The sequence below is a fragment of the Embleya hyalina genome (assembly GCF_003967355.1).
Classification (GTDB): Bacteria; Actinomycetota; Actinomycetes; order Streptomycetales; family Streptomycetaceae; genus Embleya; species Embleya hyalina.
On the sequence record NZ_BIFH01000027.1, the window covers coordinates 221,020 to 235,373 of the forward strand.

Annotated in this window: 14 protein-coding genes; 8 read left to right on the plus strand and 6 right to left on the minus strand. The window is 70.9% G+C overall.

The annotated features are described in order from the left end of the window. Positions 1–33: 33 nt before the first annotated feature. Positions 34–243, plus strand: a complete 210-nt coding sequence (locus tag EMA17_RS30085; protein WP_078976282.1) for a heavy-metal-associated domain-containing protein — start codon at positions 34–36, stop codon at positions 241–243. Between the two features lie 63 nt (positions 244–306). On the opposite strand, the gene EMA17_RS30090 is transcribed toward EMA17_RS30085, so the two are convergent. Beyond that, positions 307–1,650, minus strand: coding sequence for an MATE family efflux transporter (locus tag EMA17_RS30090; protein WP_170222268.1), 1,344 nt, complete (start codon positions 1,648–1,650; stop codon positions 307–309). Between the two features lie 479 nt (positions 1,651–2,129). Between EMA17_RS30090 and dnaB the strand changes: the two genes are divergently transcribed. Beyond that, on the plus strand, positions 2,130–3,503 hold the full coding sequence (dnaB, locus tag EMA17_RS30095) for a replicative DNA helicase (protein WP_126640284.1): 1,374 nt from the start codon (positions 2,130–2,132) through the stop codon (positions 3,501–3,503). Positions 3,504–3,515: 12 nt separating this feature from the next. Here dnaB and EMA17_RS30100 read toward each other — a convergent pair whose 3' ends face one another. Further along, the gene (locus EMA17_RS30100) at positions 3,516–4,400 is read right to left on the minus strand and encodes a LysR family transcriptional regulator (RefSeq protein ID WP_126640285.1); all 885 of its coding nucleotides are present in this window, start codon (positions 4,398–4,400) and stop codon (positions 3,516–3,518) included. Between the two features lie 241 nt (positions 4,401–4,641). On the opposite strand from EMA17_RS30100, the gene EMA17_RS30105 reads away from it, so the two are divergent. The 4 genes from EMA17_RS30105 to EMA17_RS30120 all read left to right on the plus strand — a co-directional run bounded on the left by EMA17_RS30105 (position 4,642) and on the right by EMA17_RS30120 (position 10,068). Continuing rightward, entirely contained in the window at positions 4,642–5,298 is a 657-nt protein-coding gene (locus tag EMA17_RS30105) for a sensor domain-containing protein (RefSeq protein WP_160161615.1), read from the plus strand. Positions 5,299–5,867: 569 nt separating this feature from the next. Then, complete coding sequence (locus EMA17_RS30110; RefSeq protein WP_126640287.1) at positions 5,868–8,036, plus strand: MMPL family transporter; 2,169 nt, start codon at positions 5,868–5,870, stop codon at positions 8,034–8,036. A 23-nt stretch (positions 8,037–8,059) separates the two neighbouring features. Then, a complete protein-coding gene (locus EMA17_RS30115; protein WP_126640288.1) occupies positions 8,060–9,403 on the plus strand; it encodes a sensor histidine kinase in 1,344 nt (447 codons plus the stop codon). Further along, positions 9,400–10,068, plus strand: coding sequence for a response regulator (locus EMA17_RS30120; protein ID WP_078976274.1), 669 nt, complete (start codon positions 9,400–9,402; stop codon positions 10,066–10,068). Before EMA17_RS30115 ends, EMA17_RS30120 begins: the two co-directional genes overlap by 4 nt. Positions 10,069–10,089: 21 nt before the next feature. On the opposite strand, the gene EMA17_RS30125 is transcribed toward EMA17_RS30120, so the two are convergent. From EMA17_RS30125 to EMA17_RS30140, 4 genes are all read right to left on the minus strand, one after another. Continuing rightward, on the minus strand, positions 10,090–10,551 hold the full coding sequence (locus EMA17_RS30125) for an NUDIX domain-containing protein (protein ID WP_126640289.1): 462 nt from the start codon (positions 10,549–10,551) through the stop codon (positions 10,090–10,092). A gap of 99 nt (positions 10,552–10,650) precedes the next feature. Beyond that, complete coding sequence (locus EMA17_RS30130; protein WP_126640290.1) at positions 10,651–11,550, minus strand: LysR family transcriptional regulator; 900 nt, start codon at positions 11,548–11,550, stop codon at positions 10,651–10,653. A gap of 74 nt (positions 11,551–11,624) precedes the next feature. Next, the gene (locus EMA17_RS30135) at positions 11,625–12,746 is read right to left on the minus strand and encodes a cystathionine gamma-lyase (RefSeq protein ID WP_126640291.1); all 1,122 of its coding nucleotides are present in this window, start codon (positions 12,744–12,746) and stop codon (positions 11,625–11,627) included. Between the two features lie 63 nt (positions 12,747–12,809). Continuing rightward, positions 12,810–13,187 carry a phage holin family protein gene (locus EMA17_RS30140; protein WP_126640292.1) on the minus strand — a complete coding sequence of 126 codons (378 nt, stop codon included), beginning with the start codon at positions 13,185–13,187 and terminating at the stop codon, positions 12,810–12,812. Positions 13,188–13,268: 81 nt separating this feature from the next. On the opposite strand from EMA17_RS30140, the gene EMA17_RS30145 reads away from it, so the two are divergent. Both EMA17_RS30145 and tenA read left to right on the plus strand, forming a co-directional pair. Further along, positions 13,269–13,586, plus strand: coding sequence for a cupin domain-containing protein (locus EMA17_RS30145; protein WP_126640293.1), 318 nt, complete (start codon positions 13,269–13,271; stop codon positions 13,584–13,586). A 75-nt stretch (positions 13,587–13,661) separates the two neighbouring features. Next, entirely contained in the window at positions 13,662–14,327 is a 666-nt protein-coding gene (gene tenA / locus EMA17_RS30150) for a thiaminase II (RefSeq protein ID WP_126640294.1), read from the plus strand. Positions 14,328–14,354: the final 27 nt, after the last annotated feature.

The window sequence follows — 14,354 nt, forward strand, 5'->3', positions numbered from 1 at the left end:
GATGGTCTCCGCGTCGAGGAAAGGATCACCGTCATGAGCACCGCCACCTTCACCGTCAGCGGGATGACCTGCGGTCACTGCGTGTCCTCCGTCACCGAGGAGGTCTCCGAGGTGGCGGGCGTGACCGACGTCGCGGTCGAACTGGCCTCGGGTCTGGTCACCGTGACCTCGGCGCAGCCGGTGGACCCCGACGCGGTGCGCGCGGCCGTCGTCGAGGCGGGCTACGAGGTCGTCGGAGCGTGAGGCGAGGCCGTCCCGTCGGTCGAACCGGCGGGACGGCGGGATCGCCTTCGTGGATCGGCGCGCTCAGCGGCGGCCGGTCACCAGCCACGCGTCGGCGCGGACCCGATGGCCGAGCAGGATCACGCGGGCGAGCATGAAGGTGCCGATCGCCCACCACCACATCGCGATCAGGCCGCCGCCGAGGGCGAGCACCGTGCCCAGGACCGCGCCGAACGCGGCCAGCACGAGGGGCATGGTGAGCGCCAGATAGCGCCCGTCGCCCGCGCCGATCAGCACCCCGTCCAGGACGAACACCGCGGCGGCCACCGGCTGGAGCGCCGCGACCGCGAGCAGCGTGCCGGCCAGCAGGTGGCGCACCGCCGGGTCGGCCGTGAACAGCGGGATGTACAGCGGACGCGCGGCGATCACCACGATCGCGAACAGCGCCCCCGTCCACACCCCCCACACCAGCATCCGGCGGGTGGCGGCGCGGGCGCCGGTCGCGTCGCCCGCGCCCAGGGCCCGGCCGACGATGGCCTGGGCGGCGATCGCGAGGGCGTCGAGGGCGAAGGCGAGGAAGGTCCACACCTGCCAGGCGACCTGGTGGGTGGCGATCGAGGTGTCGCCCATCCGGGTCGCCGCGACGGTGGCGCCGATCAGGATCGCGCGCAGGCTCACGGTGCGCACGAACAGCGGTGCGCCGGCGCCGGCGGACGCGCGGATGCCGGCGAGGTCGGGGCGCAGCGAGGCGCCGTGCCGACGGGCGCCGCGCACGACGGTGACGAGGTAGACCGCGGCCATGCCGGTCTGGGCGATCACCGTGCCCCACGCGGATCCGGCGATCCCCCAGTGCAGGCCGTACACGAAGCCGAGGTTGAGCAGCAGGTTGGCGGTGAAGCCGAGAACGGCCACCAGGAGCGGGGTGCGGGTGTCCTGGAGGCCGCGCAGCACGCCGGTGGCGGCCAGCACGATCAGCATCGCCGGCACGCCGAGCGAGCCGATCCGCAGGTAGGTCACCGCGTGCGGGGTCGCGCTGTCGGAGGCGCCGAAGGCGGCGACGATCCACGGGGCGGTGACCAGGCCGACCACCGTCAGCGCGAGGCCGAGCAGCGCGGCGAGCCAGACGCCGTCCAGGCCCTGGCGGATCGCGGCACGCGGGTCGCCGGCGCCGAGCAGCCGGGCGACGGCGGCGGTGGTCGCGTAGGCGAGGAACACGCACAGGTTGACCAGGGTGGTCAGCATCGCGCCCGCGACGCCGAGTCCGGCCAGCTGCGGGGTGCCAAGGCGGCCGACGATCGCCGAGTCGACGAGCACGAACAGCGGCTCGGCGACGAGGGCGAAGAACGCCGGGACGGCCAGCCGCAGGATGTCGCGGTCGTGCGCGCGGGGCCGGGGGGCGGGGGTGGGCGCGCTGTCGGGTGCCGGCACGAGCGGCTGTGGATCGGTCGCCGGAGGGTTCGTCGGCGAGGAGGGGGTGGACGGCACCCGTCCACGGTAGTCATCCACAGGTAAGGGGCACAATGCCGTTCTGGTCGTTACCGGCGAGCGCGGGGCGTACGCGGGTGCACACGTGGGGCGATAGCCGCATGATTCGCCCAACAGTTTTTCACATACACAGCCGGTGGATAGAGAAATTGCAGGTCAGAGCCCGTTTGTGGACATGATTGCGAAGCGTTGGCGGCCGACTGCGCACAGCTTGTACACAGCTGGACCCGTCCCTCTCCACAGGTTGTCCACAGTTATCCACAGGCCCTGTGTATGACCGCCTTGGCCGGTCCGGGGTCCACCCGTACGGTGAAGGGCCGCATGCCGCGTCGTGCGGCGATTCTGTCGGCCGTGTGGCGTATGAAGGACACGGTGATTGCGGTGCGATCTCGCGCGAGCCTCGTCGAAAGGAGACCCCGGGCATGAGCGTCTCCGAGTTCGAAGAGGCCCGACCCGAACCGGCGCGCGAAGGATTCGAGCGGACCCCGCCGCAGGACATCGCGGCCGAACAGTCGGTCCTCGGCGGCATGATGTTGTCCAAGGACGCGATCGCCGACGTCGTGGAGAACCTCAAGCCGGTCGACTTCTACCGGCCCGCCCACGAACTCGTCTACAACGCGATCCTGGACCTGTACGCGCGGGGCGAACCGGCCGACGCGGTCACCGTCGCCGCCGAGTTGACCAAGCGCACCGAGATCGGCCGGGTGGGCGGTGCCCCGTACCTGCACACCCTGATCTCGTCGGTGCCGACCGCGGCCAACGCCGAGTACTACGCGCGGATCGTGCGCGAACAGGCGGTGCTGCGCCGCCTGGTCGAGGCGGGCACCCGGATCGTGCAGATGGGATACGCGGCCGACGGCGAGGTCGACGACATCGTCAACAACGCCCAGGCCGAGGTCTACAAGGTCACCGAGCAGCGCACCACCGAGGACTACGCCCCGCTGGCCGACATCATGGAGGGCGCCCTCGACGAGATCGAGGCGATCGGCTCCCGCGGCGGCCAGATGTCCGGCATCCCCACCGGCTTCACCGACCTGGACTCCCTCACCAACGGCCTCCATGCCGGCCAGATGATCGTCATCGCCGCCCGCCCCGCCATGGGCAAGTCGACGCTCGGATTGGACATCGCGCGCGCCTGTTCGATCAGGAACGGACTCTCCAGTGTGATCTTCTCGCTGGAGATGGGGCGCAACGAGATCATGATGCGTCTGTTGTCGGCGGAGGCGCGGGTCGCGTTGCATCACATGCGGTCGGGGAGCATGACCGACGACGACTGGACCCGCCTGTCGCGCAAGATGGGCGAGGTCACCGCCGCGCCGATGTACATCGACGACTCGCCGAACCTGTCGATGATGGAGATCCGGGCCAAGTGCCGCCGGCTCAAGCAGAAGCACGACCTGCGTCTGGTGATCATCGACTACCTCCAGCTGATGCAGTCGGGCGGCTCGCGCCGGGCCGAGAACCGCCAGCAGGAGGTCTCCGAGATGTCGCGAAACCTCAAGCTCCTGGCCAAGGAGCTCGAGGTCCCCGTGGTCGCGATGTCCCAGCTCAACCGTGGCCCCGAGCAGCGCACCGACAAGAAGCCGATGGTGTCGGACCTTCGTGAAAGTGGTTCGATCGAACAGGACGCCGACATGGTCATCCTGTTGCATCGGGAGGACGCGTACGAGAAGGAGTCGCCTCGGGCCGGGGAGGCGGACCTGATCGTGGCCAAGCACCGCAACGGTCCGACGGCCACGATCACCGTGGCGTTCCAGGGGCACTACTCGCGCTTCGTGGACATGGCCCAGAGCTGAGATCCGGGCCGGTCACGGCGTTGGGCCGAAGGCCCTGCGGGTGTGGGTGAGGAGTTCCCGGACGGCCGGGTTGTGGGTGTGCTTCCAGACCAGGGCCAGCAGGGCCGGGATTCGTACGTCGGTGATGGTGCGGGCGAGCAGGCGGTCGGCGTAGCGGGCGGCCATGGATTGGCTGAGCACGCCGACCGCCAGGCCGCGGGCGGCGAGGTCGGCGATCGCGTCGGCCGCACTGGCCTCCAGCGCGATCCTGGGGTGCAGGTCGCGGGCCGCGCAGGCCCGGTCGAGGACGGTGCGCAGGCCGGTGCCCGGGGGCATGCAGGTGATCGGGTGCGCGGTCAGGTCGGACAGGGTGATCCGGGAGCGGGCCGCCAGCGGGTGGTCGGGCGGGAAGATCGCGACGAGGCGTTCGTTGATGATCGTCATCGCCTCCAGGTCCTCGGGCGTGGAGTCGGCGACTCCGATCAGGGCCAGGTCGGTGGCCCCGGTGCGGACGTCGTGGGTGAGGGAGTCGGAGTTGTTCTCCTGGAGCGCGATCTCCACCCCGGGATGCGCCCGGTGGAAGGCGGCCAGTGCGTCGAACAGCGGGGTGATGGTGCAGCCGATGACCATGCCGACGGTGACCCGGCCCCGGATCAGGTCGGTCACCTCGCCGACCGCCTGACCCACCGACTCGGCGGCGGCCAGTGCGGCGCGGGCGTATTCGAGTGCGGCCTTGCCCGCGACGCTGAGCGTGACGCCGCGCGCCGAGCGCTCGAACAACTCGGCGCCCAACTCCCGTTCCAGCTGTCGGATCTGTGCGCTGACCCCCGACTGGCTGATGTGCACCCGCTCCGCCGCCCGGGTGAAGTTGCGTTCCTCGGCGACCGCGACGAAGTATTCGAGCTGCCTGAGTTCCATGACTGTGGATTCTAGATACCGGTATTCCGATCTGTTGGATTTCTGCCTGGCCGCCCCGCTCGGTCGGGGTCGGGCGATCGGTCCGCCACCGGGGACGAGCGGGTCGCGTCGGCCGGGTGGGTCTGGGCCCACCCCGGGTCGGGGGTTCGGCGCAGTGTTTCCGAGGTCGCGCGGAACCAGACTCGTGGATGCGGGGCCGAAGGGGCCGCGCGGGGACGGGCGGCGAGAGGACATCGCGATCATGGACGGCACGGGGACGCCGGGTGCGAGGGCAGCGGCACCGCTGCGCGGGTTGGCGATGGTGTCGCAGGCGGTGCCGCAGCTCGCGCTGTTCACGGTGACCGCGACGGCGATCGCGGTGATCCCCACCGGGGTGGGCCTGCTCCTGCTGCCGCCGGCGGTCCACGCCACCCGGCTGCTCGCCCGGCAGGCCCGCGGGCAGGCCGGGCGCTGGTCGGGTGTCGGGATCGAGCAGCCGTACCGCGCCGTGCTGGCCGGCCGGGGCATCGTCGGATGGTGGCGGCGCGACATGGCGCTGTTGGCCGACCCGGCCACCTGGCGGGACCTGCTGTGGACGCTGTTGAACCCGGTGATCGGCACGCTGCTCGCGATCCTGCCGCTCGCGCTGGTCGTGTTCGGCGTCGAGGGCCTGGTGATGCCGTTCATCCGGGAGCCGATCGACGATGCCGGCGGCTCGCTCTGGTACGGCTTCATCCACGTCCGGGACGCGACCGACGCGCTGTACGCGGTGCCGCTCGGCGCGGCGGCGCTGGTCGTCGGCTTCCTGTCCGGCCCGGCACTGCTGCGGGCGCACGCGCGGTGGACCCGGAGCCTGCTCGGCCCGGTGTCCGCGCCGAAGCCGAGCGTGATGCCGGTCGTGTACCCCGCCGCCGCGTAGCCTCCGAGCGCGAACCCGCCCCTTCGACAGCCGCCGCCCGCCGGGACGCCCTCCGCTCCGGCGTGCGGCGGCGTGCGTGGCCGGGCCCTCGACGGGCGGCGGGTGTACCCGGGGAGGCGGCGGTCCGCGGTCTCCCTCCCCCGGAAGGCCGCGAACCGCTCGCTTCCCCCGCGGCGGGTCCCGGGGCACGGGGTCTGTTCGGGGCCCGCCGCATGGAAGTGATCGTGTCCGGTCGCGCTTGGTGTGCGATGGGTCCGTGCTTGGTCTTCGCGCCGACCCGACCGTGGGGACGTTCATCCCCCGGCACGAGATGTGTCTACTCCCGCTGGAGTAGGCGGGCGTGCCGGCGTCTGCGAGGGCGGTGCGCCCCTGTAGTCCCCGGGGCGGAACTTGGGCTCCGGGGCCCGATTTCGTTTGAAGCGTCCGGCGTCGCTGCCTACCGTCGAAGCTGACACCACCAGCGTTCTCTCGGTTCGTGCGGCGATCGGCACGCCTTGTGAATCGAATCACAAGGCGTCCTCGGGGGCCGGTCACACCGTGGGATCGCCCACGCGACCGAGGAGAGATCAATGTTCGGACGACTCGGCAGGCTCGTCGTCCACAACCCCTGGAAGGTGATCGCGGCCTGGTTGATAGCCGCGATCGCCCTCGTCATGTTCGCGCCGAAGCTGAGCGACCTGACCAACCAGGACCAGTCGAGCTTCCTGCCCGGCAAGTACGAGTCCGTACAGGCGCAGAAGCTCGCCGAGAAGGCGTTCCCGCAGTCCACCGAGCAGACCGCGCTGCTGGTCTTCAAGCGCGCCGACGGCAAGAACCTGACCGAGGCCGACAAGACCAGGGTCAAGGAGATCACCGGCAGCCTGGGCGCGGCCGGCGTCGAGCATGTGAGCAAGGTCGAGGCGGGCGCCGCCAAGGACCGGATCGCCCTGGGCACCGCCTACATCAAGGGCGAACAGCAGGACAAGTTCGTCAACGAGGCGCTGAAGAAGCTTCGCGACAAGGCGAAGCCGATGGTCGACAAGACCGACCTCAAACTCGGCTTCACCGGCAGCGTGGCGATCAACGTCGACAACGAGGACGCCTTCAAGAAGGCCGAGGCGATCGTCGGCATCGTCACGATCGTGCTGATCATCGTGCTGCTCCTGGCGATCTACCGCAGTCCGATCGCGGCCCTGCTGCCGGTGATCATGGTCGCGCTGGTGTCGATGGTCGCCTCGCCCGTGATCGCCATCGTCGGCAAGGCCACCGGCCTGCAGGTGGACCAGTCGCTGAACACGATCCTGATCGTGGTGCTGTTCGGCATCGGCACCGACTACATCCTCTTCCTGCTCTTCCGCTACCGGGAACGACTGCGCGCGGGCGACGACAGGAAGGAGGCGATGATCGTCTCCGTCGAGCGGGTGGGCGAGGCCATCGCCTCGGCCGCCGGCGCCGTGGTGATCGCCTTCGGCGCGATGTTGCTCGCCACGTTCGGCTCGTTCAAGTCGATGGGCCCGGGTCTGGCCATCGCGGTGATCGTGATGGCGATCGCCGCGTTGACGCTGGTGCCCGCCGTGGTGTCGCTGATCGGCCCGAAGGTGTTCTGGCCGTCCAAGACCTGGCAGCACCAGCCCAAGGGCACCGCCTTCCACCGGATCGGCGGCCTGGTCGGGCGCAAGCCGGTCGCGGTGGCCCTGGTCGCCGGCGTGGTCATGGTGGCCTTCGCCGCCGGCGCGCTGAACTTCAAGGCCGACTACGACCAGCTCGGTCAGCTGCCCGGGGACACCGAGTCGGCCAAGTCGATGAAGGACATGCAGCTCGACTTCGCGGCGGGCACGCTCAACCCGACGCAGATCTACCTCAAGAGCACCGACGGCAAGCCGATCGACAAGGGTGCGGCGGAGCGTTTCGCCCTGTCGTTCAAGGACGTCGCGGGGGTCGGCGACCTGAACGAGGCCGGCGAGGACGCCGGGGGTTCGCACGTCAAGGTCAGCGGCGACGGGATGTCCGCCGAGATCGCCATCGTGCTCAAGGAGAGCCCGTTCGCGAACAAGGCGCTGGACACCATCGCCCCGCTGCGCGACTTCGCGCACGCCCACCAGCCGGAGGGCACCAAGGCGATGGTGGGCGGCCAGACCGCGGCCTTCACCGACATCCGCAAGGCCACCAACCGCGACCTGTCGGTGATCTTCCCGGTCGCCGGTCTGCTGATCGCGCTGGTGCTCGGCCTGCTGCTGCGCAGCGTGGTGGCCCCGTGGTACCTGATGCTGGCGGTGGTCCTGGGCTTCGTCTCGACGATCGGCGCGACGGTCCTCGTCTTCCAGACGCTGGCCGGCAACTCCGGCGTGATGTTCATGCTGCCGGTGATGATCTACATGTTCGTGGTCGCCATCGGCACCGACTACAACATCCTGATGGTCGCCCGATTGCGGGAGGAGGCGAAGGAGGGACACGAGCCGAGGCAGGCCGCCGCACTGGCCGTCGAGCACGCGGGTCCCTCGATTGCCGCCGCGGGTGTCATCCTGGCAGGAACGTTCGCGTCGCTCATGATGGCGGGCATCGACATGATGACCCAGATGGGCTTCGCGGTCTCGGTCGGGATCTGCATCTCGGCGTTCGTGATGTCGATGTTCCTGGTGCCTTCGGTGACCGCCCTGATCGGGCACGCCGCCTGGTGGCCGGGACACGGCGACCGGGCGACCGGGCCGGTCGGCCGGGGCGACGAGGACAGGAAGCCGGTGTTCGCCGGGGACCGATGACCCGGTAGGACCGAGGAGAGCAGATGGTCGCGGAAGGCCCCGCGCGAGTTGCCGTGCGGGGTCTTCCCGCGTCCGCGTCCGGGGCCGGCACCGGCACCGGCACCACCAAGGCGGTCGAGTCGGTCGAGCCCTGGTTCCTGCCGCTGCCCAAGTCCTTCGCCCGGCGACTGAGCTGTCGGCCGTGGCTGGGCGAGCTGCTGCTGGTCGCGGTGGTGCTGCTGTGCGTGATCGGCGGCGCGATCGGGTCGACCCGGCGCCAGGACACCACCGGCAGCCCGGACGCGTTCAACCTGGCCATCGGCGCGCTCACCTGCCTGGTGCTCCTGGGCCGGCTGCGCTGGCCGCTGACCGTGCTGGTGCTCACCGAGGCGGGCCAGATCTTCTATCTGGCCGCCGACGGCCTCGACGGGCCGATCCTGATGCCGACCATGGTGGCGCTGTACACCGTGGCCGCCCGCGGTCAGCTGCGCCGCTCGGTACTGATCGCCTCGGGCGTGGCCCTGCTGCACACCGCCATGCGGATAGGGCTGACCCCCGACGGGTTCCTGTCCCCGGAGAAGTACCTCTCCGGGATCTGGATGTATCTCCCGGTCGCGATCGGCGAGGCGGTCCGCGCGAAGCGGGCGTACTGGGCGGAGGTACAGGCCCGCCTCGCCCGCGCCGAGCAGGAGCGCGAGGACGAGGCCCGGCGCCGGGTCACCGCCGAGCGCATGCGGATCGCCCGCGAGCTGCACGACGTGGTCGCGCACAGCATCGCGATGATCAACATCCAGGCGGGCGTGGCCGCGCACGTCATCGATCGCGACGTACCGCAGGCCAGGGAGGCGCTGGTACACATCAAGGTGGCCAGCCGCGACGCGCTGGCCGAACTGCGCACCACGCTGGGCGTGCTGCGCCAGGACGGCGACAACGACCTGCCCACCGAGCCGACCCCCGGGGTGGACGACGTGGAATCGCTGGTGGCGTCCTACCGCAACGCGGGGCTGCCGGTGCTGCTCGAGGAGTCCGGCCGGGACCGGACCCCGTCCGCGCCGGTCGGCCTGGCCTTGTACCGGATCGTCCAGGAGTCGCTGACCAACGCGATGAAGCACGCCGGCGACGGGGCCACCGCGATCGTGCGGGTGGTCTACGGGGAACACGCGGTCGAGGTCGACGTGCTCGACGACGGTCGCGGCACCCCCGAGCCGGGGCGCACGGGCGGCGCCGACGGCACCGGCCACGGTCTGCTCGGCATGCGGGAACGGGCGGTCGCCGTGGGCGGCTCGCTCGCGGTGGGCCCCGGCCCCAACGGCGGGTTTTCGGTACACGCGGTGCTGCCGCACCACAAGGGCGCGCCGCCGGCGCGCCGCGAAGGAGGGTCCTCATGACGGTGCGCGTGCTGATCGCGGACGACCAGCTGCTGGTGCGCTCGGGCTTCAAGGTGCTGGTCGGCAGCGACCCCGAGCTGGTGGTGGTCGGCGAGGCGGCGAACGGCACCGAGGCGCTGGCGCTGGCCCGGGAGACCACCCCGGACGTGGTGCTGATGGACATCCGGATGCCCGGCATGGACGGTCTGGAGGCGACCCGGCGGATCGTGCGCGACGACGATCTCGCGGGGGTGCGGGTGCTGGTGCTGACCACGTTCGAGGTCGACGAGTACGTGTTCGAGGCGCTGCGGGCCGGGGCCAGCGGGTTCCTGGTCAAGGACACCGATCCCGAGGACCTGCTCAAGGCGATCAAGACCGTCGCGTCGGGCGACGCGCTGCTCTCGCCGGGCGCCACCCGCGCCCTGGTGGCCCGCTTCCTGTCCCAGCCCGAGCCCAAGGTGGCCGCCCCGGACCGACTGGAGGCGCTGACCGACCGCGAGCGCGAGGTGTTGTCGCTGGTCGCGGCCGGGATGAGCAACGACGAGATCGCGGAGCACCTGTTCGTCTCGCCGCTGACCGCCAAGACCCACGTCAGCCGGGCGATGGTCAAGCTCGGCGCGCGCGATCGGGCGCAACTCGTGGTGATCGCCTACGAGTCGGGGATGGTTCGACCGGGACGCGGCTGACTTCCCGCGTCCCGGCGCACGTCAGCCCAGATCGCCCGCGAGCAGGGTGTGGATGCCCTCGACGTTGGCCCGCAGATAGGCCGCGAGGCTGGCCGGCACCAGCCCGACCGAGGCCAGCCCGGACGGCGTGAACGGCACGCGCACGATGTCGTACTCGCCGTTCGGCTCGTCCACCTCGGGCCCGTGCCGCAGCGCGGGGTCCATGGATTCGAGCCGGCACGCGAAGAAGTGCTGGATCTTGACCCCGCCGGGCTCGGGCACGGTGTCCACGAACGCGGGCACCGGTCGGCCGATCTTGCCGCCCAACTCCTCGAACACCTCGCGCCGCAGCGCCTCGGTGACCGTGGTGTCCTCGGGCTCGACGCCGCCGCCGGGGGTGATCCAGTACGGGGGACTGCCCGGCTTCGTGCGTTTGATCAGCACCATCCGATCCTCCTCGTCGAGGAGGATCGCGCGTGCCGTCCGCTTCACCACTGAACGCATCGTCGTGCCTCTGCTTTCTCGCCAGGCGTTGCCCCCCGTCTGAGACTTGCTTTCCGACGGAGCGGCCGGTTTATGCCTGTCTCACCCCACGCGAAGGGATCATGCCCAGCGCGCGGCGCGCGCGATCAGCTCGCCGTGCAGATGCGCGATGTGCGGTTGACTCAGCGTGCCCTCGCGCACCGCGAGGAACACCGTGTGCAACGGCGGCAGTTCGGGCTCCAGGAGGGCGACCACCGCGCGCCGGTCCAGCGCCTCGGCGCACAGGTAGCGCGGCAGCACCGCGATGCCGTGCCCGGCGCGCACACACTCCAGGACGGCGCGCAGGTCGGGCACCGTCACCGCGGCGGGCGCGGTCGGCTTGGCGTCGAACACGGTGGACCAGTAGCGCCGGATCAGCGGCTGCTCCTCGGCCTCGCCGACCAGCGGCACCCCCTCCAGGGCGGCCGGGCCCTGCGCCCGGATCCGGCTCTGCGGCAGCCGTGAGGCCCAGCTCGGCGCGCCGACCAGGACGTACTCCTCGTCGGTGAGCGGTGTACCGACGATCCCCCGGGCACGCGGGCGCACGTCGGAGATGACCAGGTCGTGCCGGGCCGCGGCGAGCCCGGCCAACAGCGTGTCGCCGGGACCCAGGGTCACCCGTAACCGCAGGCCGCGCCGGACCAGGTCGGCCAGCGACGGCAACACGCGCAGCGCGGTCAGTTCGGTGGGGCCGCCCAGGTGCACCGTGCGGCGCATCGGGTCGGTGCCGCGCAACTCGCGGGCGGCGATCTCCTCGATCGCGTCCAGGTGCGGGGCGAGTCGGCGGGCCAGTTCGTCGGCGGGTCCGGTGGGCGCCACCCCGCGCGGCAGCCGTTCGAACAACTGCTTGCCCACCTGCTTTTCCAGGGTACGGATCTGCGCGGTTATCGCCGGTTGCGACAGTCCGAGCGACGCGGAGGCCCGGGTGAAGGAGCCCGCGCGGTGCACGGCCAGGAAAGTGCGCAACAGCGTCAGGTCCACGGGTCCCCCGTCTCGTGTCCCCCGACCACTCCCGAGAGCCGGGGACATCACGTGATCTTGCCCGAAGTCGCAGGTCAGCCCGGGGAGGCGGCGTCCAGGGCGCGCAGCACGTCGGCGACGAGATCCGCGGTGTCCTCGCAGCCCGCCGAGAATCTGACGAACCCCTCCGCGACATCGTTCCCGGCCCAGCGCGCACGTCGCTCGGCCATGCTGTGCACGCCGCCGAAACTGGTGGCGTCGGCGACCAGTTCGAGGGCGCCCAGGAAGCGACGAGCGGTGTCCGCGTCGGCGAGCGTGAAGCCCACCACGCAGCCGAACCGCCGCATCACACGGGTGGCCACATCGTAGGACGGATCGCCCTTCAGTGCGGGGTGCCGGACGTCGGCGACCTCGGGGCGACCGAGCAGCGCCTCGGCCACGGCCAGCGCGTTGGCCCCCTGTCGATCCACCCGCAACTGGAGGGTGGACAACGAGCGATGCGCCAACCAGGCCTCCATCGGCCCGGGCACCGCTCCGGTGAGCGAGCGCCAGGACCGGACCCGGTCGGCGAGTTCGGCGCTCGCGCAGGCGACGTAGCCGAGCAGCACGTCGCTGTGCCCGGTCAGCGCCTTCGTGCCGCTCGCCGCCGAGATGTCCGCACCCAGCGCGAGCGGGAGTTGGCCCAGCGGCGTGGCCAGCGTGTTGTCCACCGCCACCAGGGCGCCCCGGGCATGCGCGAGTTCCGCGATTCGGCGGATGTCGCACACGTCCAGACCCGGATTGCTCGGGGTCTCCAGCCACACCAGCCGGGCGCCGGGCAGGGCCCGTTCCAGCTCGTCCCCGGCGGTCGGCACGGTGCGCACCTCCACCCCGCGTTCGGCCAGGTGCGCGCCGACCGTGCGGGTGGCGGGGTAGCCGTCGGAGGGCAGCACGAGCACGTCGCCCGGCCCGGTGAGGCCGAGCAGGACGGCCGAGACCGCGGCCATCCCGGACGCGAACGTCACCGTGTCGGCGGCGCCCTCCAACGCGCCGATCGCGGTCTCCAGGCCGGTCCAGGTGGGGTTGGCGTAGCGCCCGTACTGGTAGGGCCCGGCCGGTTCGCCGGGCAGGTGGTAGGTGCCGGCGAACACCGGTCCGGGCAGGAAGGGGTCGCCCGGGGCGTGGCCGGGGCCGCCCACGCGGACCGCGCGTGTCCCGTCGCCCCATTCGTCGGTCATCACGACTCCCTCGCTGCCTGTTTCACGTGAAACCTCGTGCCGAGCCATCGTGGCGGGCGGTCGTCAGTCGCGGTCCAGGATCATGCTCAGGAACCAGCTGACCAGGCCGATCACCAGGGCGCCGAGCAGGGCCGCCCCGAAGCCGTCGATGTGGAAGTCGAGATCGAGCTTGTTGGAGATCGCCTCGGTGAGCCACAACATCAGCGCGTTGATCACGAAGGTGATCAGGCCGAGGGTGAGCACGAACAGCGGTAGGGAGAGCAGCTTCACGATCGGTTTGATAATCGCGTTGACTATGCCGAAGATGAGCGCGACGAAAATGATCGTCTTGGCCCTGGTGCCGGCCGAGGCACCGTCGGCGAGATCGATTCCGGACACGAACCAGCCGGCGAACCAGATGGCGAGTGCGTTGGCGACAAGTTTGATGAGCAGGCTTTTCATATCTTGATGCTGGCACCCGGCGGGCCTCTCCCGCTCGTGCCCGGGCAGAAAGTCTGTTCGTGTCGGTAAGGAGTTGGTCACATGAAGGTCTTCCGCCTCGACGACCTGGACGCGGAACGCGCCTTCGAGCAGGGCGCGTATCTGCGGTTCCTGCGCGAGCGGAACTTCTCGATGGGCCTGTACGCCCTGGAGCCGGGCGAGATTGACACCCAGAAGCCGCACGGGCAGGACGAGGCGTACGTGGTGATCAGCGGTCGGGCCACGCTGACCGTGGGCGACGAGTCGACCGCGGTCGCACGCGGCAGCGTGGTGTACGTGCCGGCGAACGTGCCGCACCACTTCCACCGGATCACCGAACCGCTGCGTGTGCTGGTGTTCTTCTCGCCGCCGGAGGGGTGAGCGGGCGGGCGGCGACCCGTGGTCGGCGGTGTACGACAATCGCATCTCGGGATCCGACGATGGGGAGTACATCCGATGGCACTGCGCGACGAACTCTGGGCGTCGATCGAGGACGTCTACGCGGCGATCCTCGACCACCCCTTCATCCACGGGCTCACCGACGGCACACTGCCGCGCGAGGCGTTCCGGTACTACGTCGTGCAGGACTCGCACTACCTGCGCGACTACGCCAGGGCGCTCGCGGTGTGCGCGGCCAAGGCGCCGGACGAGGCGACGACCGTACAGTTCGCGCGGGACGCGGCCGGGGCGATCGCGGCGGAGCGGTCGCTGCACGAGGGCTTCATGGTCGACTTCGGCAGCTCGGTGGCCGACGCGACGGCGACCGAGCCGGTGCTGCCCGGCACCCGCGCGTACGTCAGCTACCTGATGGCCACGGTGCACAACGGCTCGTTCGCCGAGGGTGTGGCCGCGGTGCTGCCCTGCTACTGGATCTACGCCCGGGTGGGTGACGCGCTGCTCGCCAAGGGTTCGCCCGACGAGCTGTACGGGCGGTGGATCGCCACGTACGGCGCCGAGGAGTTCCAGGAGACGGTGCGCGCGGTCCTCGATCTGGTGGACCGGATCGGCGAGGACCTGTCGGCGGGCGAACGGGCCCGGATGCTGGAACACTTCGCGACCACCGCGCGCTACGAGTGGATGTTCTGGGACGCCGCGTGGCGAGGCGAGCGCTGGCCGGTCTGAGCACGGGGTACGGCGCAGCGCGGTCGA

Coding starts and splice junctions, on each gene's coding strand:
- EMA17_RS30110 (WP_126640287.1), top strand. CDS start 5,868: ATGTTCGGACGACTCGGCAGGCTCGTCGTCCACAACCCCTGGAAGGTG.
- EMA17_RS30120 (WP_078976274.1), top strand. CDS start 9,400: ATGACGGTGCGCGTGCTGATCGCGGACGACCAGCTGCTGGTGCGCTCG.
- tenA (WP_126640294.1), top strand. CDS start 13,662: ATGGCACTGCGCGACGAACTCTGGGCGTCGATCGAGGACGTCTACGCG.
- dnaB (WP_126640284.1), top strand. CDS start 2,130: ATGAGCGTCTCCGAGTTCGAAGAGGCCCGACCCGAACCGGCGCGCGAA.
- EMA17_RS30135 (WP_126640291.1), bottom strand. CDS start 12,746: ATGACCGACGAATGGGGCGACGGGACACGCGCGGTCCGCGTGGGCGGC.
- EMA17_RS30100 (WP_126640285.1), bottom strand. CDS start 4,400: ATGGAACTCAGGCAGCTCGAATACTTCGTCGCGGTCGCCGAGGAACGC.
- EMA17_RS30115 (WP_126640288.1), top strand. CDS start 8,060: ATGGTCGCGGAAGGCCCCGCGCGAGTTGCCGTGCGGGGTCTTCCCGCG.
- EMA17_RS30140 (WP_126640292.1), bottom strand. CDS start 13,187: ATGAAAAGCCTGCTCATCAAACTTGTCGCCAACGCACTCGCCATCTGG.
- EMA17_RS30145 (WP_126640293.1), top strand. CDS start 13,269: ATGAAGGTCTTCCGCCTCGACGACCTGGACGCGGAACGCGCCTTCGAG.
- EMA17_RS30085 (WP_078976282.1), top strand. CDS start 34: ATGAGCACCGCCACCTTCACCGTCAGCGGGATGACCTGCGGTCACTGC.
- EMA17_RS30125 (WP_126640289.1), bottom strand. CDS start 10,551: ATGCGTTCAGTGGTGAAGCGGACGGCACGCGCGATCCTCCTCGACGAG.
- EMA17_RS30105 (WP_160161615.1), top strand. CDS start 4,642: ATGGACGGCACGGGGACGCCGGGTGCGAGGGCAGCGGCACCGCTGCGC.